The sequence below is a fragment of the Bacteroides graminisolvens DSM 19988 = JCM 15093 genome (assembly GCF_000428125.1).
GTDB lineage: Bacteria > Bacteroidota > Bacteroidia > Bacteroidales > Bacteroidaceae > Bacteroides > Bacteroides graminisolvens.
In genome coordinates this window covers 433,222-460,076 of record NZ_KE386627.1, presented here as the reverse complement: position 1 = coordinate 460,076, position 26,855 = coordinate 433,222, and the positions used below count along the sequence as shown (strand labels likewise).

Sequence of the window (26,855 nt, the reverse complement as noted above, 5' to 3'; positions counted from 1 at the left end):
GAGGTATGGAATTATTTTGAAATAATTTCGTAACCTCCGTTATTTTTTTTAATTATATAGCATATATTTGCTTTGAATGCTTAAAAAATGAAACAGATTTGTAATGTACATATAAAGTATATTAATTATCTTTGTGTGCTCAAGAGAGATTATATCATTAATTAACAAATTCAATTACTTAACAAAAAGAATTATGAGAAGACATCTAATTCATTTCCTGCTGGTTGCTTTGCTGTCGGTATGCTCCGCTGCTACAGCTATGGCCCAGACAACAGTGAAAGGTCAAGTTGTGGATGCAGAAAACGGTGAACCGATGATCGGTGCAGCTGTTACTGTCGTAGGCACTACTCAGGGTACAGTAACTGACGTTGATGGTCAGTTTACTCTGAATGTGGCTCCCAATTCAACTTTAGCAGTTAAATTTCTTGGTTACAAGGAGTTTAAGAAAAAGGTAACCCAAAGAGGTCAGGTAAACTTGGGAGTTATCAATTTGGAAGTTGATGCAGTGGCTCTTGCCGACGTAACAATAACCTCTTCAATTGCCGTTGCCCGCAAAACTCCGGTAGCAGTTTCTACCATTGAACCGGTATTTATTCAAGAAAGATTGGGAACTCAAGAGTTTCCTGAAATATTGAAATCAACTCCGGGTGTGTATGCAACCAAACAAGGTGGTGGTTACGGTGACTCTAAAATTAACATGCGTGGTTTCAAGAGTGAGAATATTGCAATGATGATCAACGGTGTTCCAATGAATGACATGGAATGGGGTGGCGTTTACTGGTCAAACTGGGCCGGACTTTCCGACGTAACCCGTAGCATGCAAACTCAACGTGGGTTAGGCGCTTCAAAAGTTGCTGCTCCTTCAGTGGGTGGTTCTATTAACATTGTAACAAATACTATTGAAGCTAAAAAGGGTGGAAGTGTATCTTACGGAATTGGTAATGACGGATACAACAAGATGCTCTTCACCGTTTCTTCCGGTCTTTCAAAATCAGGCTGGGCATTCACATTGCTCGGTGGAAAAACTTGGGGTGACGGATATATTCAAGGAACAGAATTTGAAGGTTACAATTGGTTTGTGAACATCACAAAACGTTTCAATGAAAATCATCAGTTATCATTAACAGCTTTCGGAGCTCCTCAATGGCACAATCAACGTAACAACAATGACGGTTTAACCATTGCAGGCTGGCAATCAGTTGCTAAAAACTACATGAACGGTGATGATCCTTACAAATACAACCCTTCTTATGGTTTTGGACCCAACGGTGAAAGAAAGAAATCAGCTTATAACGTATATAACAAACCTCAGATTTCTTTGAACCACCTTTGGCAGATTAATTCTAAATCTAGCTTGAGTACTGCTCTTTATACTTCTATTGGACGTGGATACGGCTATTCCGGTCAAGGTTTAACAAGCACTGACAGAAATAACTGGTACGGTAGTTCATACGGTACACTCAATACTACATTTAGAAATTCAGATGGAACATTTGCTTACGATCAAATATATGACCTCAATGAGGCAAGCAGCAACGGTTCCTTAATGGTGATGTCTAAATCAAAGAACTTCCATAACTGGTACGGTCTTCTTTCAACTTATACTAATAAGCTGACTGATAATATTGATTTCTACGGAGGTGTTGACTTGCGCTATTACAAAGGAGTTCATACCAATGAAATTGTTGACCTTTACGGAGGTAAGTATTATGTTGACTCTTCATCAAGAAAAGGAGTTTCGGCAACTAACAATTCTGCTGCAGCAGCCGGTTCTTCTTTTGTAAACCAGAAACTTAAAGTGGGTGATGTAGTTTACCGCGATTATGATGGTTTTGTAATGTCAGAAGGTGCGTTTGGTCAAGTTGAATACAACAAGGACAAATTAAGTGCTTTTGTTGCCGGTTCACTATCAAATACAAGTTACTGGCGTCGTGACCGTTTCTACTATGATGCAGATCATGAAAAATCAGAAACGGTAAACTTCATTGGTTGGACTGCTAAAGGAGGTTTGAACTATAACTTAACTGAGAATCACAACGTATTTGCAAACGTAGGTTACATCAGTCGTGCTCCTTTCTTCTCAGGTGGTGCATTCTTGCAAGCAACAACTAGCAACATCACTAACCCCGATGCTGTTAATGAAAAGATATTCTCTTTGGAGCTAGGTTATGGTTTCCGTTCTGAGTTCCTTACTGCTAATATCAACGCATATCATACCGAATGGAAAGATAAAACCATGTCAAAAGGTATTGATGTGAAAGACGGTGATACATTTGTTGACCGTTTGAGCCTGAACATGAGTGGCGTTAACGCTACCCACGAAGGTATTGAACTTGACTTTGTAGCTAAACCTCTTACTTGGTTAAACATCAAAGGTATGTTTTCTATCGGAGATTGGAGATGGACCAGCAATGCTAAAGGTTATTTCTATGATTCAACAGGACAGCCTGTAAAATCTTACGGAAAGAATGCAGATACAGGTAAGGTTGAAGTTGTACATGCTTCAGGTCTTCAAACAGCAGATCATGCTTCTATGAAGATCAACCTGAAAGACGTTAGAGTAGGTGGATCTGCTCAGACTACAGCTTTCTTGGGTACAGACTTCCGTGTAAGCAAAGACATTCGCTTAGGAGTTGATTATAGCTTCCAGGGAAGAAACTATGCAGACTGGGCTTTCAGCAGCAGCGACATCTTGTTAAACGGTGAAAAGAGTTATGCTTCTCCTTGGCGTATCCCATCTGCTCACCTGTTCGATTTGAACGGTAGCTATCGTTTCCGTCTTGGTTCAGTTAATGCTACACTTGTTGGTAATATCAATAATGTGTTCAATCAAGAATACATTTCTGATGCTATAGATGGTGCTAGCCATGATGACAGAACAGCTTATGGCATCTTCTACGGATTTGGTCGTACATATAGCGTTAACCTCAAACTTAACTTCTAAAGAACTGAAAATATGAAGAAGAATTTATTTATGACCGTTGCAGCTGCTGCACTTTTGTTAAGTGGTTGTGATTACAATGATAAATATTTTGATTGGTTGGACGAGGCGACTGTCCCAACTGATGTGAAGACTCTTGAATATAAACTTGAAACAGCAGATTATGCTACTATTTCAAGTAATTCAAGCAACGTAGCGATAGCGAAAGCTGCAGGTGTAAGTGCCCAGCTAACCGCTGTTAAAACAAACATGTACCTAACAGATGTTATCAATGCTGAAACTTATATTCCGGCATTCCTGGCAGCAAAATGGTACACTGCCGATGATGGCTCTTCTGTTAAAGTGACTTATCAAAAAATGGAAGGTGTACCGGCTTATGTGACTGCATTGAATGCTACATCTACATACAAAGTTTCGAATACAGATTATGCAACAGTGTGGGGTAGCTCTTCCAGCAATAAGTTCTTTACTCCTACAGTAAAGGCTTCTGCTTACATTCCTACATTTTTAAAGACAGCTTATCCTTCGGCACAGGCCGGTGCAACTGTTGCGGTTGATTACAACCAGTCAGAAAAAGAGCCCAGTGGTTCTGTGATTGGATTGAATGAAACTGTAGATGCTTATCTTACTACTAGCTCAACGAAAGCAGAACTTGCAGGTTGGTTGAACATAACAACTACCGGTACCTACTTTTGGAACGGCAAAAACTTCTCAAGCAATGGATATATCCAAGCAAGTGCTTATAAACACACTGCTGGTCCGTTAGAAACATACATGATTTCACCTAGTGTGTCAGTTAAGTCTGGTATGAAACTCTCTTTCAGCGCTTGTTATGGTAACTATACAGCTGCCGGAGGTACTTTATCAGTTCTAGTTTCTGAAAACTTCTCTGGCGAAACGGCCGAAGCTGTTACTGCAGCTACTTGGAAAGATGTAACCAGTAACTTTACAATTGAGATACCTACTGGAACTTACGGTACTTTGACCAAAGCTGGTGAAGCTGACTTGAGTTCTTATGCAGGTAAGAATGTTCGTATTGCATTCAAGTATACTGGTGACGGTACTACTGGAGCAACTACAACTATTCAAGTTGACAACATAGTTGTTAAGTCTGAAGGTGCAGGTGGTACTGATGTGTATGCAGCAACTACTGCTTTGTATGCTTTCGACGGAACTAAATGGGCTCCATATTCTGCTAATGCAAACGCATACATGATGACTAAGGCTGACTTTACTTTATTGAACAGCACTTATGACAACTTTAGCACAACAATGAATCCTGATGTATACTTACCGCTATTCTTGTCTAAGAAATACTTGCTTATTGAAGGAACTGTTGTTACTCCTGTTTACAAGTTCTACAATTCAACAACCAAAGTAACTACGGTTCGTGCTGACGAGTACACTTATACAGGCGGTGCTTGGGTTAAGAACAACGGTATTGTAACTGTTACCGATCAGTTTGTGCGTAATGCTGGAAAGTGGACATATAACCCTAGTGTGGTAATTACGTTGACTGCAGGTAAGAATCTTCCGGATGTATCTAAATACTACCAGGCAATTACAGATGCTGTAAAAGCAGAAAAGGGTAGTCAGTACGTTACTTCTTATGGTAATAATGATTATTACTATGGAGGTTCGGCTTATCAGAACAATTTCGACTTCCGTCCGTCTGCATGGAAAGCACAAACTACTGAATATGCAAATATGACAGATGAGCAATTGACTGCGTTGATGTATCAGCGCTTACCGGAAGCATTTATCTATGCTCTTAAAGCCATTCATTCGGATGCAGTTCCTGTAGCAGGTGTAGATGTAACCTATACATTTAACTTTGTGGTTTATGATGGTACTAATAATACAAACTATACCATTGTTTACAAAGTAACAGGTGTTGGTGAGTTTACATATGTTGAAGGATCTTTGGCAAAGAAGTAATCATTACCTGATTATATAAAATAAAAAAGCTGCCTCCTTACGGAGGCAGCTTTTTTTATTATGAATACATTTTATTACTATTGTTGCGGTACTCCCAGTTGCATAATAACCGGGTTATGATCACTGCATACATCTAGTTCGGGCGAATAATAATCAATGCCTTGCAAACTCTCAGAATGGAAAATATAATCAAGTCGTAGCATGTGTTTATAAAAACGGAACGTATAAGCATAACCATATCCGGCCGTTCTGAAGCCATCCTTTAAGCCCTCGTTTATTTTAAAATACGTATATACGGAAGGCGGAGAATTTAAGTCGCCACACACCAATACCGGGTAAGGACTCTCTTCCACCAGCCTGTGTAAATTGTCGGCTTGGACAATTCGTTTGTGAATGCCATCCACCAGCAAATCAAAAGTCTCTTTAAACACTTTCTTTTTCTTTTCCATCGTACTTAGTTCCGATTGAAACTCCTGTTCAATTTCCCTTCGTTTCCATGACAACCCCGTGGTTTGCAGGTGCACGTTGAATACCCTCAAACGAGTATTGTTAACCACAACATCACACCACATCATACAATTGCCGCTATCTTTGTACTTTATCAATTCACCTTTCTCAACGGGGAACTTACTGAACACAGCCAGTCGCAATAAATCAAGCGTGTCGGCCAAAATAGCATTATACGGCCAGTTGCGAAAACTCATTTTCATGCTGTCCATATTGAAATGCTCGTAATCCTGGTATTCCTGAAAACAGATCACATCAACCTGTTCTCGATTCATAAACTCCGCTATCTGCCAGCTTGCAGCTGCCTGGTCCTCGCGTCCGAACTCCTTTACGTTGTAAGTAGCAATTTTGAAACTCTTGTGCCCCGGCAACAAATCAGGCTTTGAAAACCTCAGTTGCACCACACCGCCTATGTATGAAAAGTTAAACAATATAACCCCCAAAGGCAACAGCGCCCAATATTTTCTGCGTATGCTCCAGTAAATGAGCAATAGCAAGTTGAGCGTCATGCTTGATAGCATGGGTAATGCTGCAAACGGAAAAATCACAGATACCCGCGGAGAAATATACTTGGCCAGTCCGCCTGCGAAAGCTAACAAAGCCACAAGAATGGTTATGGTAACAAGAATCCTGTGAGCTATATTTAATTTTTTAGCCATTTATTTAAAATCTGTTTAAGCTTAGCCACAGAGAGAGGTTTTGCCAGAAAATCATTGCAACCGGCCGCTAATGCCTCTTCCGTGTCCTGCTTGTAAGCATACGCACTAAGCGCTATAATCGGTATGTTGGGACTTAATTCTCGTATGATACGTGTGGCATCCAATCCGTCCATATTGGGCATTTTGATGTCCATTAAGATCAGATCCGGCTTTTTATCATTGAAGAGACTCACGGCTTCAATACCATCTCTGGCCCTGATTAAGTTGTAAGTACTACTCAATATTGCATTCAGCAACTCAAAGTTACTGTCCATATCTTCGGCTATCAGTATAGTATCTGCTTCATTTTCCTCTTTATCAACGTTTTCTTTACGTACATTCGCCCGCTCCCAATCATTATCTAGTATTGACTTTGAACTACTCATTGTAACAATTCCCTCTTCAGAAAGTTTATGTGTTTTCTTCCTAGTGAATTTGCCACAAGGCAACGTAAAAGTAAACGTTGTACCTATGCCTAAAGTTGATTCAACTGAAATATTTCCTCCTAAGCGTTCAATGATTGTTTTGCAGATAGATAACCCCAAACCAGTTCCTTGAATGCTATTTTCTCCTTTAACAAAGCGATCAAAAATTTTGTTTATTTTGTCTTCTGCAATTCCAGTTCCCGAATCTGTAACATAAAATTTGACTAATTTATTCTCTAGAGAATACCCAAACTTCACACTACCGGTCGATACGAATTTAAAAGCATTGCCTATTAAGTTAGAGTAAACCTGGAACAAACGGTTTTTATCACTGCTAATCACCAAATTGGGTTCGTACTTCTCAAAAATGAGTTCCACCCCTTGCGGACAGCGGAAAATATGCGCATTGTGTATTTCTTTACACAAATCGAACAAGTTTACCGGTCCGATGGAGAAATCTACAATGCCCGATTCAATCTTTGACAAATCGAGAATTTCGTTAATCAACCCAAGCAACCTCTCATTGTTAGCTTCAACTATGCTGTAATATTCTCTTCTTTCATCAAAATTGTCACAGTCGGCAATGATCCGTGAAAAACCTACAATGGCATTGAGCGGAGTTCTTATCTCGTGGCTCATGTTGGCCAGAAAGCTTGATTTAAACCGGTCAGACCTTTCTGCCTTTTCTTTGGCTGCCGTGAGTTCCCGTTTGGTAAGCTCCAGTTCTGTTATATCCCATTCAATGTTTAAGATGATGGGAGAGAAGTCTTTGTGCTCAATTAATACCTTCTTTCGGTCCAGAATAACCACATGCCCCTTATCATCGAGGTTCTCCAAAATATCATGAATTACCTTTTTCTGCTGATACACCTCTATGTCCAGCAAGCGTTTTTCTACAGCTTCATCATAAGGATGTACATCAAAATCAGTTTTACCGACAAACATTTTATAATCACTAATGATGTTGTAGTTAATATCGCGGTTGCGATAAATGTAGCTGAAGTTATTCAGTACATCTTTCACTACTATGCTGGCAGGCAGATTTTTCATGGTCACATCCAGAATCTGATTGGTACGTTTTATTTCCGTTTCAAATTTAATTTGGTCAGAAATATCGCGACCAAATATCCAGATGTTCTTTTCATTATTTTCATCGACTACCGTATACGTAACAATTTCTAGTGCCAATAGCTCTTTATTCTCCTTAATCGGATTTGGCACAGTGAAAGATTTATACGAGTTAACCTCCATAATGGCATACATATTTCTCCATCTTTCTTCAGGCATAGCTCCGTAAGGCAAGGTTTGAATCTTAAGTTCACTGAGCGGCACGTTCTGAGGCACCCTATGTAACTCCCTAAACTTTTTATTCACGAAAATCAGTGTACCATCTTCTTTTATAGCAAATATTTCCTCAGCTACATTGTCAATGGCATGAGTCAGCGTGTCTAAGCTTTTTTCTTTGCGCCTGATTTCAGTCATATCCTGAATGTATCCCTCTAACTCAATTTCATCACTTCCTTTTCGGGTTCTGGTGTAAGCTAGCATGCGTATATATAGCAAATCATTATCGTGATGAATGCGGTAACTTACCGGCTCAAAAGTGTCATTATTAATGCTATTGTTTAGCCAAGTAAGAAACAACTCTTTATCTTCCTTATAAATATGAGATACATAATCTGCTGTTTTAAACTGAGCCTTTCCATCTTTCTCCTCCGATTTGGGGGAGTAATCATAGCTTATGGCATCATTTAGTAAACTATACCTCCAAATGGCAATTCTGCCCAATCGTTGAATTTCTTTGAATTTCTCGTTTGCTTTCTCCAGCTCCAATCGTATGTTGCACCTTTCGGTGATATCCCTATATTGGCACAGCACCATGTCACGATAAGGCTGCATGATGCACTTGAAATAATATGTTTTATGAGTAAAAGGCAGTTTGAAGTTCTTGGTAACACTTACTTTTTCATTCAACACCCGTTTAAATTCCGGATACACCTTGTTGCGGGTGTGTTCAGGTAAAATGTCGAAAACGTTTTTTCCAAGCAAATACTTCTCTTGCATGAAGCACAAATCAGAGTGTATAGATACATCTCGGCACACTCCTTCTGCATCAACCAAAATAAGGGTATCAGCAGTGAGTTGAAGTATTTCTTGAGAATAAGATGCATCGTGTAAGATCCTATCCATGTTATTAAGGTCTATTAATTATTACTGCCCCAAATATAACAAAATAACACATTTGTCAACTAAATATCGTGTTAAATTGCCCATTTAGGCTGCTCTTTTGGCTTTTTCCCATGTCCCACTACCTTTTTTCTTCATTAAATAGGATATACCCTTCAATACATTGATGTTCATAAACAAAAAATAGTAGGGAATAAATAACAATTTGTTTTTAATTTGTCTGCTTGCCAAGTAGTACCCATAGAAACCGGCTATATAAAATAGCATCTGTAACACCAACAGTAACGTATAAAACCAGCAATTCTGTGTTACAACCAGCGCCACATTGAGCGGTAACAAAGCAAATAAAAGAAACGGTGTAACCGACCATCGCAACACCCTGTGCGAGGTGTATTGAAAACTCAGCATCCCGTACCTTAGCGGATTGAGTAAAGGCCTGAGCCGCCACACCGACTGCAGTCCGCCCGCACAGATGCGCACCTTTCGTTTCTCTTCCTCAAGCATGTTGGCCGAACCACTTTCTACAGCATAAGCGTTGCTGCAGTAATCAATCTTGTAACCCTTCATGGCAATGCGCAGCGAAAGCACAAAATCATCGAGCAAGGTGTCGCGTTGCATGGGAACATACAACTCGCGTCGCACGGCAAACAGTTCGCCTGCTGCCCCCACGGCAGAGTAAAGCCGGGCATCGAGTGCCTTGAGAGTCGATTCATATTTCCAGTAGATTCCTTCGCCACCGGCAGCTGCTCCATCTTCCGTTTTTACAGCTATGCGCTTTTCGCCCGCCACACAGCCCACCAAGGGATCACTGAACGCCCGTACTATTTCGCGCAAGGCCTCTTTGTTGAGCATGGTGTTGGCATCGGTAAACACCACGATGGGCGATGTAACCAGTGTCATGCCCCGATTCATGGCAGCCGTTTTCCCCTGCCTTTCGGGCTGAAAAAAGACGGTCGCTTGCGGCCAGTTTGCCAAACGAGCGTTGGTGCCGTCTGCACTGCCGTCGGTTACCCACACAATTTTCTTCTTCACAGCGGGATAATCCAGCGCTAGGGAGTTTAGCATCTTCTCGTCCACCACCGCTTCTTCGTTGTAAGCAGTGATGAAGAGCGTTACCTCAGGCAGCTGCTCGTCGGCCGGAAGCGTTTTTTCCTTCGGTTTGGCAAATAATTCTTTTACTTTCACCAGTAGGTAAAGCACTATGCCGTAGCCCAAGTAGGTGTAGAATACTACAAATAGGGCGATGTAGAAGAGGATTTCTAGGGTGGTCATGGGGTGTTGAATTAACGTTTTATGATATTGCTATCTTGGTCTTCGTATTTTTCTTTCTTCGTAAAAATCCCGCCAAGACCTCGACAGGCTTTTATCAATCGTTTGGTGAAACTTTTTAGTAAGGAGCCGTCGGCATTCAATGTTGAATTGCTGGTCAGTGCCCGAGCCTTACGGCTGGTGATGAACACCAACCTGCCCATGGGTTTCATGGCAAGGGCCAGTGAACCATCTTCACCTCGGATAATGTCTGTTCGGAATCCTATTTGGCGACCGTATTCTGTTTTAAAACCGAAAACCATGCCACGCACACACAATTCAGGGCGTTTGACGGCTTGAATACGCAGATGAAGATCACGTAACGATTCGTACACTCGGAGTGCCCATACCGATTCTCCTTTGCGAGGAACGAAGCTCCACAAGGCAAAGGTGCAAGCAACTTCGGGCTTTATCAGTTCCTTGAGATGCGTTTCAATGTAATGCGGTGGATACATGGTGTCAGCATCAATGCAGATGTGGTATTTTCCCTTTGCATGGTTTAGTCCGCATTGCCGGGCATGCCCCGGACCTTTCAGCTTCTCGTCAAACCAAGTAGCCCCTAGGCGGTCAAGCACTTCGGTTGTTTTGTCTGTCGAGTTATTGTTTACCGTCAATATTTCCATGGGAACAGGGCATGTATTATCACACAATGACCACAGACAAGCTAACAGATGCGTTTCTTCGTTGTGAGCAATTAATACGACAGATACCACCGGCTCTTTACTTTGCAGAGCCATTAACGTCTTCCTTACTCCGTTCACCGTCTGTTCAGAGACAGAATCAATCGGTTTCTCGAATACTTCCAGGTATTTAGTGTACCACTTTGTCATACTAATGTTTTTCTTTTTGGCTTAATAAATCTTTGAATAGGTCATCCCACTGCTTGGCGATATTCTCTATTTTAAAGCGTTCTACGTTGATACGGGCTTTTTTTCCCATTTCTTTCCTGACGTCTTCGTTCTCTATGAGGTAACATATTTTTTCAGCAAGTTGTTCTATATTCCCGTTTTCTACCAATAGACCATCTTCTCCGTCTTTAATTATATCTTTAGGGCCGCACGGACAAGCAAAAGAAACAGGAGGTACTCCGCATGACATTGCTTCTGTAATCACCAAGCCAAATCCTTCGAATCTGGATGATAAGACAAATATGGAACTTTCAAGATATTTTTCTACTATGTTTGGTGTGCTGTGTTCTAATATACAGTTATTGCTTAATTTCAATTGATTAATTAATTCTATTATTTCTTTGGTATTGCCATCTCCATATATTTTTAATATCCAATTAGGATACTTTTGGGCTATGAGATTCCAACTCTTTATCAATAAATCGAACCCTTTTTGATAGGAATGCCGTCCTACAGCAATCACCTGTGTCGAACTACAATTTGATACTTTATCAGTATTAATCACAATGGGATTTCCTATTACTTTTATATTATTTAGTTCGGGCCAATTATGCTTTTCTTCATTTGTTAATATAACGAATTTACCAAGTTTTGATATTTGATTTATGTAGTATTGATTAAACGTTTTTTTTATTAAATTAATTACTATATTGGTTGATTTGCGGCTACCTATATTATAAGAGTGTCTAGTTACATGGAATTCTGCAATTTTCACACTTCCATCTTTTATCGAATTGATAAAATATAATTCTCTTCTTAATGTTGAAATTACAATATCTGCTCTTAATTCCTTTAATTCTTTCGATAATCTATGTTTAAAAAGCATATATCTATATGGGAATTTTATAGCTTTGGTTAGCTTTGACTGATTGTATGGCTGATCGAATGGTACATTTATGTCTATATGCTTTATTTTAGGCGACAAATTGAAATAGGGCTTCTTGCCTAGTTGTTCGGAAGTTATTATTGTAATTTGGTAATCGGGATAATTTTCAACCAAATAATTAGCTTTGAAAGTAATGATACGTTCAAGGCCACCCGATATGAAAAGAGAAGGTATATAATAAACTAGTTTCATTATTACAGTATTTTAGCTATTATTTGACTTTCATATTCTTCTCCGGCAACTGAAACAATGTTTCCTCCAACCGCTTCGTTAACGTATTTGTTTTGTATTTTGACTTTTCTTTTTGCATTCATTCTCCACCATTCGTATTCAATATCTACATGCCCTATGTCAATAGCCTGATAACCTTTTTTATGTAAGTCATAGGCTAAAACTGTTGCTGTAGGTCCTAAAGCTATAAGAAAAAGAACATCCTTGCTTTGTTTAACAGCTTCGTTAATTATAGAGTCATATTTATCAAAAGCACTTGTTGGAGGGCACAATATGCGTTTAATGCTTTTCGCATTATGAAAAAGATCGTTACCTACACCCAATCTGCTTTTCTCGCCTTCTATAAATATAATATTCCTATTTTGCCAAATAGCTTGCATATCATGAAACCATTTTCCACATTGCGTTTTTTGTGCAAAATCCATGTATGGTCTCGTTACAAAAGTATTATAATATTGTTTGTTAGAGATTAAAAGATTATCCCATATATGTCCGTATATGAAAAAATGAGTTCTCCAGAACCGACGTGCTTTTCTGTTGTATCTATATATATCGGTAAATGTATCTGATAAACAGACAATATGTCCATCCGCATTACTTTGCAAGACTTCTTTTAGGCGTTCTCCCAACTTTGAATCCGCTTTCTGAAAACCAATAGCTTTGTTATTAGTTAAGAGTATTTCTCCATCACCAAATCGGCTGACAGAACATCCTTCTTTAACTATCTTTTGAATGGTCTCATCAATGCTTGCAATCTGAGGTATCTGTTTTTGTGATTTATGCAATACAATATACCAAAAATTGTACCATTCAACAATACATCCATAGCGGAGTTTGCTTTTTATTGTTTGTATGATGAGTTGTATATTCATAAGATGACTTATTTGAGGTTATATTTCATTGCTTTTTGAATAACAATGCTCATTTGGTTTTTCCATGACAATTTGTTCAGTATAGTGTTCCTGATTTCCTCTGGACACAATGTTACTGATTTATAGAATTTAATTAACTCGTCTATATTAATTGGGGAGTCGTCTGCTTTCTCCTTTTTTATGTAGGGCATATTTTCGAAATCATCATCCGTCTCAGAATAGATGAACGGAATGCCTCTGGCAGCATATTCTCTGTTTTTTAGTGTTTTAATTTTATCAATATTACTTCTATGTCTGGCTAAACTTCCTATTCCCATATCACATTTCTCGAAAATTTCATCTAACTTTTCACCAAATAATCCACCATAAAAATGAACGTAATCGCTTATATTTCCTTCTTTAATTAATCGTTTGTAATAGTCTACTACCTCAGGAACACCAAATCCTACAATATGAAATATTACTTTGTAGTTGGGATTCTTTTTATAATACTCAGCTAATCCACATAGTATTCTATCAAAGCCATGCCAAGGATGTATGGTCGCCACACCTAATAAATGAAGTTCTTTGTTCGTATCATTAATTTTTGTTTTCAGTTTGATACTTTCAAAATCAATTCCATTGGATATATTAATGGTCGGAACAGCCCAAATCTCTTTGTCATCTGAGAAGGTAACAATGTAATCAACATAGCTAACGAATTTTCTCCTAAACAATTGATCAGTCCATAGAATCCTTTTGTAGGCAAAAGGTAAAAACTGGTATTCCTTGTCATAAGGATAGGTTGGTATTTCTAGTACAATTTTACAATTTAGTCTTTTCAATTCTTTGACTAAGTGAATCGTAAAAGGGTTAGAGTTGTGATCATAACGAATATAAATAAAGGATATTTTCTCTTTTTGTACGTAGTTTATCACACTTTGAAATGATATACGTTTTTTAATTTTAGCGAAGATGCCATTACCGTAATCAGCAATAATCGTATCATCAATCATCCGAAATTTTTTATTGCTTTCTTCTAAATAACAGGTTTTTACGTCCAAACCGCATTCTTTTAATGCTTTGATCTGAGAACGTATCTTTTTGCTGATTCCGTTAAAATCTTCGAACCCATGAAATATAAGGAACAGTGCTTTCATCGTTTTAATTTTCTTTTAAGTTTACCAATTAGGTCGTACTCTTTGGTGTACTGAATGTAACAACCAAATATAACAATAAAAACAATACCTTTTATCGTTATGCTCACTAAAATAGGCATTTTATCTGCATAAATGCTTGTTGCTTGTAAGGCAATGAAAATGAGAGCACTCAGCAGTAAGGGTGACAGCAGTTGTTTGCCTATCAGTACAATCTTTCTTTTTTGCAGGGTTACGTAATACATCTGCAGGTAACACTGAATGAAGTTTATCAGGAAGGTAATGCAGATGCAAGTAGCAAGCGCTTCGAGCGTTCCGAATACAAAGATGCCTATCAGCATACCGGTTACGTTGAGTGCCGACGAAAACACTCCGCAGATAAACAAGCTGCGTGTGTCGCCCGCTGCCTGGAATATGGAACCCGAAGAGGAGAGTATAATTTGTATGCCTACCGAGAGGCTCAGTATTTGGAACACAGGCACTGAAGGCATCCATTGATCACCGAATATGATAAGGGTAATTTCTCGTGCGCCGAAAAATAGAAACATGCTGAGCGGCAACCCGATGAAAGCCAGAAAACGAATTATCTTTTCGTATGATGTAGCCAGTTGGTCGAGATCCTTCTGGTAATCACTGAAAATGGGATGCATCACGGGAGTGATTACTTGTGTAATGTTTTGCAGCGGAAGCATCATCAAACGGTATGACTTTTCGTAATATCCCAATTGGCTCATGTTCATATATTTGCCAATAAGCAGCTTGTCGAGGTTGCGACTGAAGTAGTTGATTACGTTAAAGAGAAATTGGTAGGCGGAATAGCTGAATATCTTTTTGACGGAGTGCAACCCCCATGTAAAGCTTACTTTTTGAGGATACTTGCGGTACGATATGATAAAAATAAAGATGCTCGATAAGATGGGATTTACAATCAATGCATAGAGTCCGGCACCTGCCAACGCAGCTCCAATGGCCAATATGCCGGTTGAGGTTTGAATGATAAAGCTTCGCCAGGCAATGAATTTAAACTCCTTGTTTTTAGAAATCAACGCATTGGGAACGATGTTGGCCGATGCAAACAACAGGTTGATGGAGAGTAACTGGCACAGCGTGCGTAAAATGGGACTGTTGTACCAGGCGGCAATGGGCCACGAAGCCATAAAAAACAGAAGTGATATGCTGATGCCGCTCCATAGCGTAAATGAATATAGGCTAGACAAGTCTTTCGGGGTGAGTTCTTTATTCTGAATAACCGCTGCACCAATACCCATATCGGTAAATATACTGAAAAAGCTGATGATAACGGTTGCTATGGCTACTATACCAAAATCGTCCGGACTGAGCAACCGTGACAACACGGCTGTAACAGCCAGCGAAATAACGATGCCCGAATATTTGGCTACTGCGGTGTAAAACACGCCCGAGAAGAGTTCTTTTTTTATGTTGCTCATAAATTGCTAAATCATTAAACTTTTATACACATCGATATATTGATTACAAACATTCTTTAATGCCATATTTTGTTTTGCATACTCATAGTTACAAACTCCATGTTTATTATTGTTAAGTATATATGCATTTTTAATAGCTTCAACAACACTTTTGCTATTATACGGATTAAAAGTAGGATTCTGAGTCTTCACTAATAGTTCTCCAATATTTCCTGCATTAGGTCCAATAACCACTTTCTTAAAAAGAAATGCCATAGGTATATTTCCTGAGTTTAAAATGTCTAATCTTTGAATAAATATTATATCAGAGGCAGAGAAATAAAACGGTAAGTCTTTGTTTGAGATAAGAATATCATTTGAATTAGTATAGATATTCAACATCTTCAATAAAGGGATTATAAGATAATATCCCAATATAGATAATCCTCTTTTAATTAGGTTGGCATTTTTGTTGTTTTTTGAAAATGGAAGCATTCTGGGAGCTAATAACATTTTATTGTTGATATTGCACTTCCAAAAAGCTTTTAAAACTAACATAATTTCTTGTGTATTTCTAAATTTTCCAAAAGCCGTAATAACAAATTTATTGTTTGGTATATGCAAAGCTCTTCTTGAGGAATTTTGTGTGATATCTAATTCGTAAGTACTTTCATAAATATGATGAGGAATGATTATATTAACGCTTTTTGGATATTCCTTAGCGAATTGTTTTAGACTAAAGTTTCCCATGTGAATCACTATATCACAATGACTTTCAACAATTTTATATATATCATCAACTATGTGATTGGCATAATGGGAACGTTCGTTGTGCCTTGTATATACAAATTTTGTACCTTTTGATTTTAAAATAAGAATTCGGTCCTTTATTTTGCTGGCTATATCACTATCACTATAGTTCCAATTGACTATTTCTTCAGGCCATTGAAAATGAATAATATCATATTTGTAATTATCATTCCAGAAATTATTAGCAGATACTTCTATATCAATACCTTCTTGTTTAATTCCTTTATATAAAGTTTCAACGAATAAATTATCTGTTTCGCCTTCTTTAAAAACTAATAATACTTTCATGATAGTTTTCTTTAAATAACGCTTACTTTAGTTGTTAGCATATCAATTGCTTATTACGGATTACTATAAGGCAAATATAGTAATAGAATTTTGTAATATTGTTTGTTTTTATGTTTTATTCCTTATATTTGCAATCAAAATAAGCGATATTATGGTTTCTATTGAAAAAAAGTTTTGTATCTGTTTGGGGTTATTATTATTTATATTCATAACAGCATGTGTTGATAGAGATAATGATTTATCTCAGTCGCCTGAGGAAGATTTAATTAAACTATCAGGTACTTCTTTATTTAACTGGCAAGATGCTTATGTGACTATTTCTACCAATCAATCTGTAAATTTAATAAGTGCGAATTACGCTCCATTGAAATATGATAAGCACATGGTACTTTCTTATACAATAGATGATGTGCCCATAACAGCTTATTCTCGCGCATTTGCAATTATTAATAAGCACTTTGTTGACTACATACAAAATTTCCATGTCGGCTTTAAGCATACTACTGGTATAATGCCTGAAAAAACATTGGGGTATACGGATGGCTGTGGTACAGAAATACGGTTTCCATTAGGGCTGGCTATATGGGCTACAAATAGCAATAGTGTTATTTCAGATATAATGGGGTATAGGATACCTGGAACTACTTATCCGTATTTAGTTTGGAAAGATGTTATACCTATTATCGATTTTGGAGGAGATATTTATTTTCATGATGTTAATCTCCGTTATGTTAAAGATGGTAATCTTGATAGTATTAGAACCGGATTTGATTATGCACAGGCAAGAACTACGGAACGAATTGGGCGGAAGATAAAAACATTGGTTGTACCTGGTGGAGATAAGAAATATTATCAAGCTGCGTCAGTATATAATCCGATTACCATTATGAGTGATCAAGGGGGCACAGATTTTATATACCCTAAAAAGCAGACTACAGATTTGCATAAAAAATACATGTCTCGTCAATATTTTGATAAAGATGAAAAAATAGCCGATTATTTTGATCAAATAAAAACAAATTATGAGTCAGATAATCCTTACTGGTTTCAATTCTTTAATCACGGTGCCAGCTTAACATTCATGGAATTGCTGCGCAGAATCAATGATACTTACGGCAAAGACGGTACGGACAATATTTGGTTTGCCACTATTGATGAAGTGTATGAGTACTATCATTTCAAAGCCAATTATCCCATTCAAAAAACAATAGAGGGTAATAAAGCCACTTTCCGAATTGAGGCAGCACCCGATTATAAGCTACCCGAAGAATGCACGTATCATCGTGACTTTACGCTCCTTGTTACAGGTCTTGACAGTATGAACGGTGTGACGCTTACCTTTGGTCCCAATGTATATGGATATAGTTACAAATACAGGCCTGAAGACAAAACGTTGATGATAAACCTGAATTGCAATCCTTCTTTATTGGAGCGTGCCCAACGTTACACGGACATCTATAAAGACTCTCCTTCGGATGAATCGAAGGCAGATGCTTTGTATTTCATCAACCAACTTTCGCCCGAAAGGAGAACTGTTTTTTTGAATAGTATTAATTAGTGTCACACATTCTCATTATAAAATTATAATGAAAACATAGAATGTCAGGCATTGCTACGTTGTTGTCCATGCAATAGCTTTGATAACCATATATAATTTTTAGATAGGTCTTCATGGTCATTCGCTGTTTGTTGTTTTCGTAATAACTCATTTTTCCTTTCTCAATATCTACCGCATAAGATGCTTCTTCTAGCGTCAACCCGCACGACAATCTGATTAATCTCATGTCTTTCGCTAAGCCAAGCATAAACATTTCTGTGATTTTGAACATTTTGTTGTTTGTTATTAATTGTGGCAAAGATTACTATTTTTTTTTATTATCGTGTTAACGAAAAAGGTAACAGGAAATCCATTTCTTTTTTTGAATCTTTATAATCAGATAGTTAGCGCTTTTGTTAACCAATTAATTTAATTATAAAAATGGAAAAAAACTTTTATTTTAAACACGATGCTTCGGCTTTTAGTGATGCCAAACTGATGAATTTGGTCCAAAAAGAAGGTTTGTCTGGTTATGGAATCTACTGGGCTATTCTTGAATTCTTACGTATACAACCTGAATACTCTGCTTCGCGTGTCACGCTTTCGCAACTAGCAAGAAAGACGAATACAACACAAAAAAAGATGATGAGAATTATATCCGATTATGATTTATTTGTGCTTACAGATGATCGTTTTTATTCTCCCGGTTTGTCCGAAAGAATGGCAGCGCACGACCGAGTTGTGGGCTCATGTCGGGCTAATGGACGTCTTGGAGGACTAGCTAATAGCCTGAAAATCAGCCAAAGTGACGAAGCAAACGCTATAGCATTAGTGAGAGAGAGTAATCATATAATTACTTCTTTGAAGAGTGAGAGCGAAGCGAACTCTTGCTCTTCACCGGAAGAACTGCTTCGTTCGGTGGCAGCGATGAAGCACGAAACCATCTGGCAGGAACAGATGGCCATGAAGAGTGGCATGGGGTTGAAATTCGCCGCACATTTCGACGCTTTGCTGCTGGCCTTTTCCACCTACATCAGCCTCATTGGCGAGGAAAACTCCATTCCCACGGTGAACGATGCCAAACGGCGGTTTTTCTTCTGGATGCAATCGGCCGACTGCAAGCAGCTCATGGCCCGTCTGCAAAAACAGGAGGAAGCTGCACCCGATCCGTATCGCTTCGAAACGATAGTCGACGGCCAGCGGACCTACTGCGGCATGCCCATCGTTGAAGGAGCCCCACCACGCCCTGCCATCAATGCCGTGTGGGATGACGACGGTCATTGCTGGAGACACTAGCCCCTTTCCCCGGCTATATAGACCACGCCCCCTGAGGTATATAGCCGAAGCATGCCGAGGTATATAGCCCGTGAGCATAGGCTATATAGCTCGCACCCCCTGAGGTATATAGCTCAGTTTAAACTAAAATCAAAAGAATACATGAGAAATTTTAAAGAATTTGGAATTGAAACAGGCACCCGCCACGGTGGAAAAATAAAAACCTATTGTCCGCAATGTCGCAGCACGCGTCGCAATAAACGCGATAAATCACTTTACGTTGACCTCGACGAAGGCATTTTTCGCTGCTTTCATTGCGACTGGAAGGGCGTAGTGCCCGATGATAACGATCAGTGGAAGGAAAAGAAACCCTATCGCCCTGTACCCATCGTGCCTGTTCCGCAGGCGCCCCAACCCTTTACCCTCCCCAAAGGTCACAAGCTGCTCTGTGAGGCCGGCAAAGACGATGCCGACGTAGCCTTTTGGCTCGAATGGTTGCGCACGGCACGAGGCATTTCCGCTGCCGTAGCGCAGCAGATGCACCTCACCACGGCACGCGTGCACATCGCCCAAAGTGGCAAAACGGAAAGCTGCATTTGCTTCAATTATTTGTACAATGGCGAGGTGGTGAATACCAAATACCGCACGGCCGACAAAGCGTTCAAGCTCAACGCCGGTGCACGCCTCATTCCTTACAACATCGACGGCATAGCCCGTGCAGAGCAATGCATCATCGTGGAGGGTGAACCCGATGCGCTGGCCTGCTTCACCGCCGGGCGCACAGAAGTGATCAGCGTTCCCGGTGGAGCCAACAAGAATCTTACCTGGCTGGATCCGTTTATGAAGTCGCACTTCGACAACAAAAAGATTATTTATCTGGCGGTTGATAACGACCCTGTGGGCATCGAACTGCGAAACGAGTTGCTTCGTAGGCTGGGCAAGGAGCGTTGCCGTGTGGTGGCATTTCCCGACGATTGCAAGGATGCCAACGATGTGCTGCTGAAGCATGGTGCACAGGCACTTTGCGATGCTATTGACCGCGCACCCCAGATTCCGCTCGAAGGCGTGTACACCGCCTCCGATGTGAGTGAAGACCTGCGCACGCTCTTCCTCAAAGGTCCCACACCCGGTGCCGATACGGGACTTGAGGAGCTCGATAAGTGCATCACCTTCGAGACCGGTCGTTTGTGTGTGATAACCGGCATCCCCGGTTGCGGAAAGTCCGAATTTGTTGACGAGATGGTGCTTCGCCTCTGTCTCAAACATAGCTGGATGCCCGCCTTTTTCAGTCCCGAAAACATGCCTATGAGCTACCACCTGCGCAAGCTGTGCGAGAAACTCAGCGGCAAGTACTTCAAGCCCGGCTGCATGACCGACGAGCTGTACGACCGGGTACTCGGTTACCTCGACCGCAACGTGTGCCACATCATGCCGCAAGACGATTTTACGGTAGATAACATCCTGCAAAAAGCAGCCGAGCTGGTCAACCGTCGCGGCATACGTGTGCTGGTTCTTGACCCCTTTAACCGCATGGAACACCAACACCCCGAGGGGATGAGCGAAACGCAGTACATCAGCTCCTTTCTTGACAAGCTGAGTAACTTTGCCTTGCGCTACAACTGCCTGGTGATTCTCGTTCCCCATCCGCGCAAAATGAACCGCGATGCTAACGGTCGCATGCCCGTGCCCACGCTGTATGACATCAACGGTTCGGCTGCATTCTTCAACAAATGTGATTTCGGCTTGGTCATCGAGCGAGAGCCCGATGTGGTCCGTGTGCATGTGCAGAAGGTCAAGTTCCGCCAGTTGGGTACTCCCGGCGTGGTTCCGTTTGTGTACAACACCATCAACGGTCGCTACACGCCTTGCGTGGAGAATTTGGCTGCTCATCAGGCCAGCCTTCGCCTCACCAACTTCACGTTCGACACCAATTGCTGGCTACCCGAAGAGGTGCAGGGGGAGTTGTTTTAGGAGCTGGATGTTTGACGTAAATTTTAGAATGAACAAAGATTAAAATAATAATATGCATTTTATTGGTTTCTGATGATTTTATTATACTATTTTTGTTTTTAAAATAAAGTGTATGCTTGCCTAAATTGAATGACAAAATGAGTGAAGATAATAAAAATGGCATTATCATCTATCAGGATGATAATGGTATGACAAAGATAAATGTCCGTTTTGCGGACGAAGATGTATGGCTTACTCAACAGCAATTAGCCGAAATATATGATACGACACAAGAGAATATCTCTATGCATATTTCCAACATCTTCGGGGATACTGAATTGGATCAAAATCGAACTCATAAGAAATACTTATTAGTTCGCCAGGAAGGCGGTAGAAAGGTACAACGCAACATGGATCATTATAACCTTGACATGATTATTGCTTTGGGTTACAGGGTACAATCACAGGTTGCTACGCGTTTCAGGCGATGGGCTACGGAACGGCTTCACGAGTACATCCAGAAAGGTTTTACTATGGATGATGAGCGCTTAAAACAAGGTGGCAACAGATACTTTCGTGAGTTGTTGCAACGTATCAGGGATATCCGTGCTTCTGAACGCAATTTTTATCAACAGGTGACAGATATTTATGCTACCTCCATTGATTATGACCCAAGAGACAGTATGACACGCGATTTTTTTGCTACAGTGCAAAATAAACTGCATTATGCCGTGCATGAACACACGGCGGCAGAAGTGATTTATAATCGTGTAGATAATGGCAAGCCAATGGTTGGTATGACTAACTTTAAGGGGAATTACATTACTCGCGATGATGTTAAGATAGCCAAGAACTACCTGACAGAGGGTGAACTCCAACGGCTTAATCTGCTTGTCTCTCAATTTCTTGACTTCGCAGAGTTTCAGGCTTTGGAAATGAAGGAAATGCGAATGTCAGATTGGATTGAGGCTCTTGACAACCAAATCATCATGCTCCAACGTAAGTTACTTGAGGGCAAAGGGCAAGTATCCCATAAGCAAGCGATGGAAAAGGCCGAAAAAGAGTTTAACATCTATCGTATGCGTGAAATGGCTCAATTAGAGAGTGATTTCGACAAGATGATGAAAGAACTTCCTTCAAAAGATAGAAAGAAATAGACCACATTACTACGGTTCCCCCAACGCCTGCACAATCAATCTCACCTGTGCAGGCGTATAATAATGACTCTTCGGGGCAAAGCCTATTTCAAGCAACGCATTCCACAAACCGGGGTAGTGCGCTATCCATTTATTGAGTTTGCACACGGCACTTTTGGACGTAATGTGAGGCAGGTAGAGCGATGCCAGCTCGCTCTTGCTATAGCTGCGTATGGGAAATTTATCTTCTGTTTCCATACCTCAAATATACCGAAAAAATACCAATTTACCAATCGTTTTCCTTACATTTTATTGCCGCAAACCGCTTTATTTCGCTGCTTTGCGCATAGTTTTCTTATCAGGAGCCATCAGGATGTGAAACGCCTCTGTGCCTGCCCGGGCTGTATTACCTTTGCCACTGTGATCACAAAGTAATAACCTTTAAAAAGAAAAGATTATGTCAGTAAGTGTAGTGCGCTACATGCGCAAAAAAAGATTGGGAATAGCATCTTCTCCCAACATCTACCTGCTCAAACAGGCAGCGGGTACGTCGAAAATCTATGATTTGGATGCTTTGGCAAACGACATTGAGATGGCCGGATCGCTCTCGAAGGAAGATATTCTTCACGTAATGAAATCCTTTGTGCGTAGCATTCGCAATGTGCTCAAGGAGGGCAACAAAGTGCGGGTCGACGGACTGGGTATTTTTTACATCACCCTGACTTGTCCGGGGGTAGAAGTGGAGAAAGACTGTACCATTAAAAACATCAGCAGGGTGAATCTGCGTTTCAAGGTGGCCAGTACGCTGCGCCTGGTTAATGATTCGTTGGCGACTACCCGTAGCGCTCCAAACAATGTGGAGTTTGTGTTGAAAACAGAAACGGCTGCAACGGGTGATAATACAGGCGGCACAACGCCACCTGACCCCACCAATCCGGGCGGTGATGAAGATGATCCCAACGGATAAGCTGAATATTAACGTTAACAATGAATCATAATGAAGAAGATTGTAGAACAATTATTGGAGTGCCTTTTGGCACTCCTGCCGTTCTTCAAAAAGAAGAACGCCAAGGAAGTGAAGGAATTTAGTGACCTGATAACCGGTCAGTACGAGTTCCTGGTAACCCAGCTCGAAAAGGTGCTGAAAGATTACTTCGAGCTGAGCGCACGGGTCAAGGAGATGCACACCGAGATGTTTGCACTGAAGGAACAACTGGCTCGTTCACTGAGCGAGCAATGCACCGTTCACGAATGTTTATCCAGACAGTAGGGGGTATGCGAGCCATCAACCTGATTGTGGTGCACTGCTCTGCCACGCGTGAAGATCGTGACTTCACAGAACAGGATTTGGATGCTGCTCACCGGGCACGTGGTTTTCAGGGCGCGGGCTACCACTTTTACATCCGCAAAGACGGTCGCATTGTAAACACGCGTGCGGTGGAGCTTCCGGGAGCACATGCCCGAGGGCACAACACGGCCAGCATTGGTGTTTGCTACGAAGGCGGACTAGATGCCGAGGGTCTTGCCAAAGACACGCGCACTGCTGCTCAGAAGGAGTCGCTTACGGCTCTGCTGCACGAGTTGCAGCGTGATTATCCGGGTAGTGTGGTGTGTGGTCATCGGGACTTGAGTCCGGACCTGAACGGTAACGGCCGCATTGATCCGCACGAGCGATTGAAAGAATGTCCTAGTTATTCAATAAAAGAGGAAGGCTATTAGCCTTCCTCTTTTAGCATTGCAGTAATATAATTAATGCCCGTGTTCTGTATGAATAAACTTTTTGTTTACCCCTTTTAGCTTGAAGAGATTTAGAAACATCATCCAAGCTAAAACCGGGATTTGTAGAACCGCTTTAAATAATTTACGGTTGTAAAGCCTACCGGGAATAACTAAACATAGCGTGAACAACAACCACAAAGACAGATACCACCACTTCAGGCAAGATGCGGGACTGATAACGGTGGCTGAAAGTGTAATGACACCTATTAGGAAAATTAAAATAATTCTCGGTAACATCATCCATTGAATTACTTTGTTGCAATAATCGAAGTTACCGGTAAAGAATGCCTTGGGGAAATGGGGTAGGGCATTTAGTAGCGAACCAACCTGTGATGCAAACCACCTTCTGCGCTGATTCTGAATGCCTTCTTTTTTTTGCACTTTCTCGTCAAGCACATATAAATCTTCCAGGTATTCAATATAAATACGATCTTTCAGCAGTAACATTTCCAACTCTTTATCTTCACCTGCTGTTTGCAATCTTTTTACGTTGTACCGAAACCAGTCGTTATCTAGCGCCATGCCCGATCCAATCAATGCTGATGAGAATCCCATTGCCACATGACCTTTCCGAAATAGTGAATTGTTAATTTCTTCGCTTACAGCATCGAGTAAAGCTACATCCGTATTGGTGTTTTTGGCTGTTCGATGTGCCTGTATGGCCTTTAATCCGGCGTTTCTGGCTTTATTCATTTCTTGCAGAAATTGAGGCGTAGTGAGGTTGTCGGCATCCATGACTACAACCATATCATAATGCCCATGTTCAGTTACATCCATAGCCAAAGACATTGCTTTTGCTTTAGAACTATCTGTGTATGTGGCTTTTATCAACCGAATGGGGAGTTGGCTCAATGCTTCGTTAGTAGCATCTTCCATGTGATCGGATATTACTATTACCTCGTATTTATCTTTCGGATAATCTTGCTCTAAAAAGGAAGTAACCGACTGTATAATCACTTTGTCTTCTTTATATGCGGGGAAAAGCACGGCAAACCGATTCATCTTTTCTGCTTGTGCGTACTTCCTTCTTCTATAGAATTTAGAGGCTATAGCAAACAAAAACAGGTATCCTACTGATAAGCTAAGTATGTAAAATACCACCAGTTCAATGATACGTACAGTTGAAATCATAGTATGGGTATATTTTTCTTGTTTTCTTCTTCCTCCGTTAGCTTTTTATCTATGTGCACTCCGGCAAAGCAAAGTGCAAAGCCGGTGTATACAATAATGGAGTTGGGATATTGCATCACGTCGTTGGCGTAAGCTGAAAGAAAAAAACCGGCATTACAGCATAACCAAGCTGTAAGCAAGCTTTTAAGTTGGCTATTTCTTATCCGAAAAAGTAATATCCAAGAGCACCAGGCAAATAACACTCCATGTGTGGCTAAATAAAGAATAAGTCCTATTATACCCGTATCTGTCCAGACATTAACCAGCCAAGAATCGGGAGGATAAGGCATTAATTCTCGCGGATTAAATCGTTCTGCTTTCCCCCCTAATCCGATACCGTAACCAAATGGTTTGGAAGCCATTAGCTCTTTCATCCGATCTCTATTATATACTCTTAGTATATATGATGCATCTTCTGTAGGATTAAAAGCGGAACGCATTTTTCTTATATACTCATTGCTATTCCCTATATAAGTAAATTTAAAAAAAAGGAATAATGATAAGATAGCCAATAGCGTTATTATAAAGCTTTTTGCTTTTCCTGATAATATCATTAACAGACCTAAACCTCCCAAAGGCACAACCATAGCTGCACGCGTGCCTGATATGCCCATTCCGTAAATAGCGGCTAAGGCGACTAGTACGTAGAAACATTTTAATTTGATGTTTTTCACATAAAAAGAGGCTATAGCAAATGTTATTGCTCCCATTGCCATGTGTACACCATAGTTGGCTGCATCACTGAAAAAAGAAAAATAGCGTGTGCCTGACCAAATGATGTGTGTTTTAGCTTTACCCAATACATAGAGTAAATACATTTCCCTGGAATTAAAACCAAATTCTTTTTGATAGAAACCTTTGAATGCGGCTAATAAAATAAATATGCCCCAAATAATAAATAGCCAATGCACTTTTTGCATGTTATTTACTGCCAAGGGAAGTAACAAAGCACACAATAAGGGATAGAACGCATAATGCATAATGGAAATATTCCAAGCTTCTTGTACGTGATTGGGGTTAGTCATTTCTAGTATACAATAAACAGACCACAACAAGAATATATAAAACATGGCATTGAAACTGTTTTTCCAATTGTATGATTTGTATAGATGATGAAAAGCGAGTAACACGACGTTAACTAGAGTAAACAGTAAGCTTAAGATACCCAATGGTAAGTCGGCATAACTCGATGCTATTAATAAAAAGAACTGGGATAACAGTATGATGTAAAAACAATTCTCAATATAATAAATAAACAGGTAAATAGAAAGCAATATAAAAGGAACCAATGCAAAAGCAGAGGCAACCACTATACCTGTTTTTAAAAATAAAAGAAAAAAAAGACACAAGCCACCTGAGACTAATAGTTGAATCCATCCCTTTTGGCGGATATAATGCGATAAAGCAATTAGTCCTTGAAATTTATGCCTGCTTGAATTGTCCATA

The 26,855-nt window shown here is 40.1% G+C and carries 22 protein-coding genes; 9 read left to right on the top strand and 13 right to left on the bottom strand.

Translation table 11 applies throughout. The features are described 5' to 3' along the window. The first annotated feature begins 193 nt into the window (after window positions 1-193). Both C511_RS0114480 and C511_RS0114475 read left to right on the top strand, forming a co-directional pair. Window positions 194-2,944 (top strand): TonB-dependent receptor, encoded by a 2,751-nt coding sequence (locus tag C511_RS0114480; protein ID WP_027318327.1) that lies wholly within the window; start codon window positions 194-196, stop codon window positions 2,942-2,944. A 12-nt stretch (window positions 2,945-2,956) separates the two neighbouring features. Further along, window positions 2,957-4,879 (top strand): choice-of-anchor J domain-containing protein, encoded by a 1,923-nt coding sequence (locus tag C511_RS0114475; protein WP_024995708.1) that lies wholly within the window; start codon window positions 2,957-2,959, stop codon window positions 4,877-4,879. 77 nt (window positions 4,880-4,956) lie between these two features. On the opposite strand, the gene C511_RS0114470 is transcribed toward C511_RS0114475, so the two are convergent. From C511_RS0114470 to C511_RS0114430, 9 genes are all read right to left on the bottom strand, one after another. After that, window positions 4,957-6,045, bottom strand: coding sequence for an endonuclease/exonuclease/phosphatase family protein (locus C511_RS0114470; protein ID WP_024995707.1), 1,089 nt, complete (start codon window positions 6,043-6,045; stop codon window positions 4,957-4,959). After that, complete coding sequence (locus C511_RS0114465; protein WP_024995706.1) at window positions 6,030-8,699, bottom strand: response regulator; 2,670 nt, start codon at window positions 8,697-8,699, stop codon at window positions 6,030-6,032. The genes C511_RS0114470 and C511_RS0114465 overlap by 16 nt, the downstream gene beginning before the upstream one ends. Before the next feature lie 84 nt (window positions 8,700-8,783). Continuing rightward, on the bottom strand, window positions 8,784-9,968 hold the full coding sequence (locus C511_RS0114460) for a glycosyltransferase family 2 protein (protein WP_034782570.1): 1,185 nt from the start codon (window positions 9,966-9,968) through the stop codon (window positions 8,784-8,786). A gap of 11 nt (window positions 9,969-9,979) precedes the next feature. Next, the gene (locus tag C511_RS0114455; RefSeq protein ID WP_024995704.1) at window positions 9,980-10,834 is read right to left on the bottom strand and encodes a glycosyltransferase family 2 protein; all 855 of its coding nucleotides are present in this window, start codon (window positions 10,832-10,834) and stop codon (window positions 9,980-9,982) included. Window position 10,835: 1 nt separating this feature from the next. Further along, window positions 10,836-11,990 carry a glycosyltransferase family 4 protein gene (locus tag C511_RS0114450; protein ID WP_024995703.1) on the bottom strand — a complete coding sequence of 385 codons (1,155 nt, stop codon included), beginning with the start codon at window positions 11,988-11,990 and terminating at the stop codon, window positions 10,836-10,838. Between the two features lie 2 nt (window positions 11,991-11,992). After that, the gene (locus C511_RS0114445; protein ID WP_024995702.1) at window positions 11,993-12,901 is read right to left on the bottom strand and encodes an SP_1767 family glycosyltransferase; all 909 of its coding nucleotides are present in this window, start codon (window positions 12,899-12,901) and stop codon (window positions 11,993-11,995) included. Between the two features lie 8 nt (window positions 12,902-12,909). Further along, a complete protein-coding gene (locus C511_RS0114440; protein ID WP_024995701.1) occupies window positions 12,910-14,040 on the bottom strand; it encodes a glycosyltransferase family protein in 1,131 nt (376 codons plus the stop codon). Then, a complete protein-coding gene (locus C511_RS0114435) occupies window positions 14,037-15,485 on the bottom strand; it encodes a lipopolysaccharide biosynthesis protein (protein ID WP_024995700.1) in 1,449 nt (482 codons plus the stop codon). Before C511_RS0114435 ends, C511_RS0114440 begins: the two co-directional genes overlap by 4 nt. Window positions 15,486-15,491: 6 nt before the next feature. Beyond that, a complete protein-coding gene (locus C511_RS0114430; RefSeq protein ID WP_024995699.1) occupies window positions 15,492-16,562 on the bottom strand; it encodes a glycosyltransferase family protein in 1,071 nt (356 codons plus the stop codon). 151 nt (window positions 16,563-16,713) lie between these two features. Between C511_RS0114430 and C511_RS0114425 the strand changes: the two genes are divergently transcribed. Continuing rightward, complete coding sequence (locus C511_RS0114425) at window positions 16,714-18,120, top strand: polysaccharide deacetylase family protein (RefSeq protein ID WP_027318325.1); 1,407 nt, start codon at window positions 16,714-16,716, stop codon at window positions 18,118-18,120. Here the strand turns inward: C511_RS0114425 and C511_RS0114420 are convergent. Next, complete coding sequence (locus C511_RS0114420) at window positions 18,113-18,391, bottom strand: helix-turn-helix domain-containing protein (protein ID WP_024995697.1); 279 nt, start codon at window positions 18,389-18,391, stop codon at window positions 18,113-18,115. The genes C511_RS0114425 and C511_RS0114420 overlap by 8 nt on opposite strands. 149 nt (window positions 18,392-18,540) lie before the next feature. On the opposite strand from C511_RS0114420, the gene C511_RS17330 reads away from it, so the two are divergent. From C511_RS17330 to C511_RS0114405, 3 genes are all read left to right on the top strand, one after another. After that, window positions 18,541-19,395, top strand: coding sequence for a DUF7833 domain-containing protein (locus C511_RS17330; protein ID WP_024995696.1), 855 nt, complete (start codon window positions 18,541-18,543; stop codon window positions 19,393-19,395). Between the two features lie 141 nt (window positions 19,396-19,536). After that, on the top strand, window positions 19,537-21,345 hold the full coding sequence (locus C511_RS0114410) for a bifunctional DNA primase/helicase (protein WP_024995695.1): 1,809 nt from the start codon (window positions 19,537-19,539) through the stop codon (window positions 21,343-21,345). 137 nt (window positions 21,346-21,482) lie between these two features. Further along, window positions 21,483-22,481 carry a virulence RhuM family protein gene (locus C511_RS0114405; RefSeq protein WP_027318324.1) on the top strand — a complete coding sequence of 333 codons (999 nt, stop codon included), beginning with the start codon at window positions 21,483-21,485 and terminating at the stop codon, window positions 22,479-22,481. A 9-nt stretch (window positions 22,482-22,490) separates the two neighbouring features. Here C511_RS0114405 and C511_RS0114400 read toward each other — a convergent pair whose 3' ends face one another. After that, the gene (locus tag C511_RS0114400) at window positions 22,491-22,718 is read right to left on the bottom strand and encodes a DUF4248 domain-containing protein (protein ID WP_024995694.1); all 228 of its coding nucleotides are present in this window, start codon (window positions 22,716-22,718) and stop codon (window positions 22,491-22,493) included. 196 nt (window positions 22,719-22,914) lie between these two features. Here C511_RS0114400 and C511_RS0114395 point away from each other — a divergent pair, with 196 nt between their 5' ends. The 3 genes from C511_RS0114395 to C511_RS0114385 are packed head-to-tail and all read left to right on the top strand — an operon-like array spanning window position 22,915 to window position 24,179. Further along, window positions 22,915-23,427 (top strand): HU family DNA-binding protein, encoded by a 513-nt coding sequence (locus tag C511_RS0114395; protein ID WP_024995693.1) that lies wholly within the window; start codon window positions 22,915-22,917, stop codon window positions 23,425-23,427. Window positions 23,428-23,457: 30 nt separating this feature from the next. Next, window positions 23,458-23,730, top strand: coding sequence for a hypothetical protein (locus C511_RS0114390; protein WP_034782565.1), 273 nt, complete (start codon window positions 23,458-23,460; stop codon window positions 23,728-23,730). A gap of 5 nt (window positions 23,731-23,735) precedes the next feature. Further along, on the top strand, window positions 23,736-24,179 hold the full coding sequence (locus C511_RS0114385) for an N-acetylmuramoyl-L-alanine amidase (RefSeq protein WP_024995691.1): 444 nt from the start codon (window positions 23,736-23,738) through the stop codon (window positions 24,177-24,179). Window positions 24,180-24,209: 30 nt separating this feature from the next. Here C511_RS0114385 and C511_RS0114380 read toward each other — a convergent pair whose 3' ends face one another. Together C511_RS0114380 and C511_RS0114375 are read right to left on the bottom strand one after the other, a co-directional pair. Beyond that, on the bottom strand, window positions 24,210-25,370 hold the full coding sequence (locus tag C511_RS0114380) for a glycosyltransferase (RefSeq protein WP_027318323.1): 1,161 nt from the start codon (window positions 25,368-25,370) through the stop codon (window positions 24,210-24,212). Continuing rightward, on the bottom strand, window positions 25,367-26,854 hold the full coding sequence (locus tag C511_RS0114375) for an O-antigen ligase family protein (protein ID WP_081698319.1): 1,488 nt from the start codon (window positions 26,852-26,854) through the stop codon (window positions 25,367-25,369). The genes C511_RS0114380 and C511_RS0114375 overlap by 4 nt, the downstream gene beginning before the upstream one ends. Window position 26,855 lies beyond the last annotated feature (1 nt).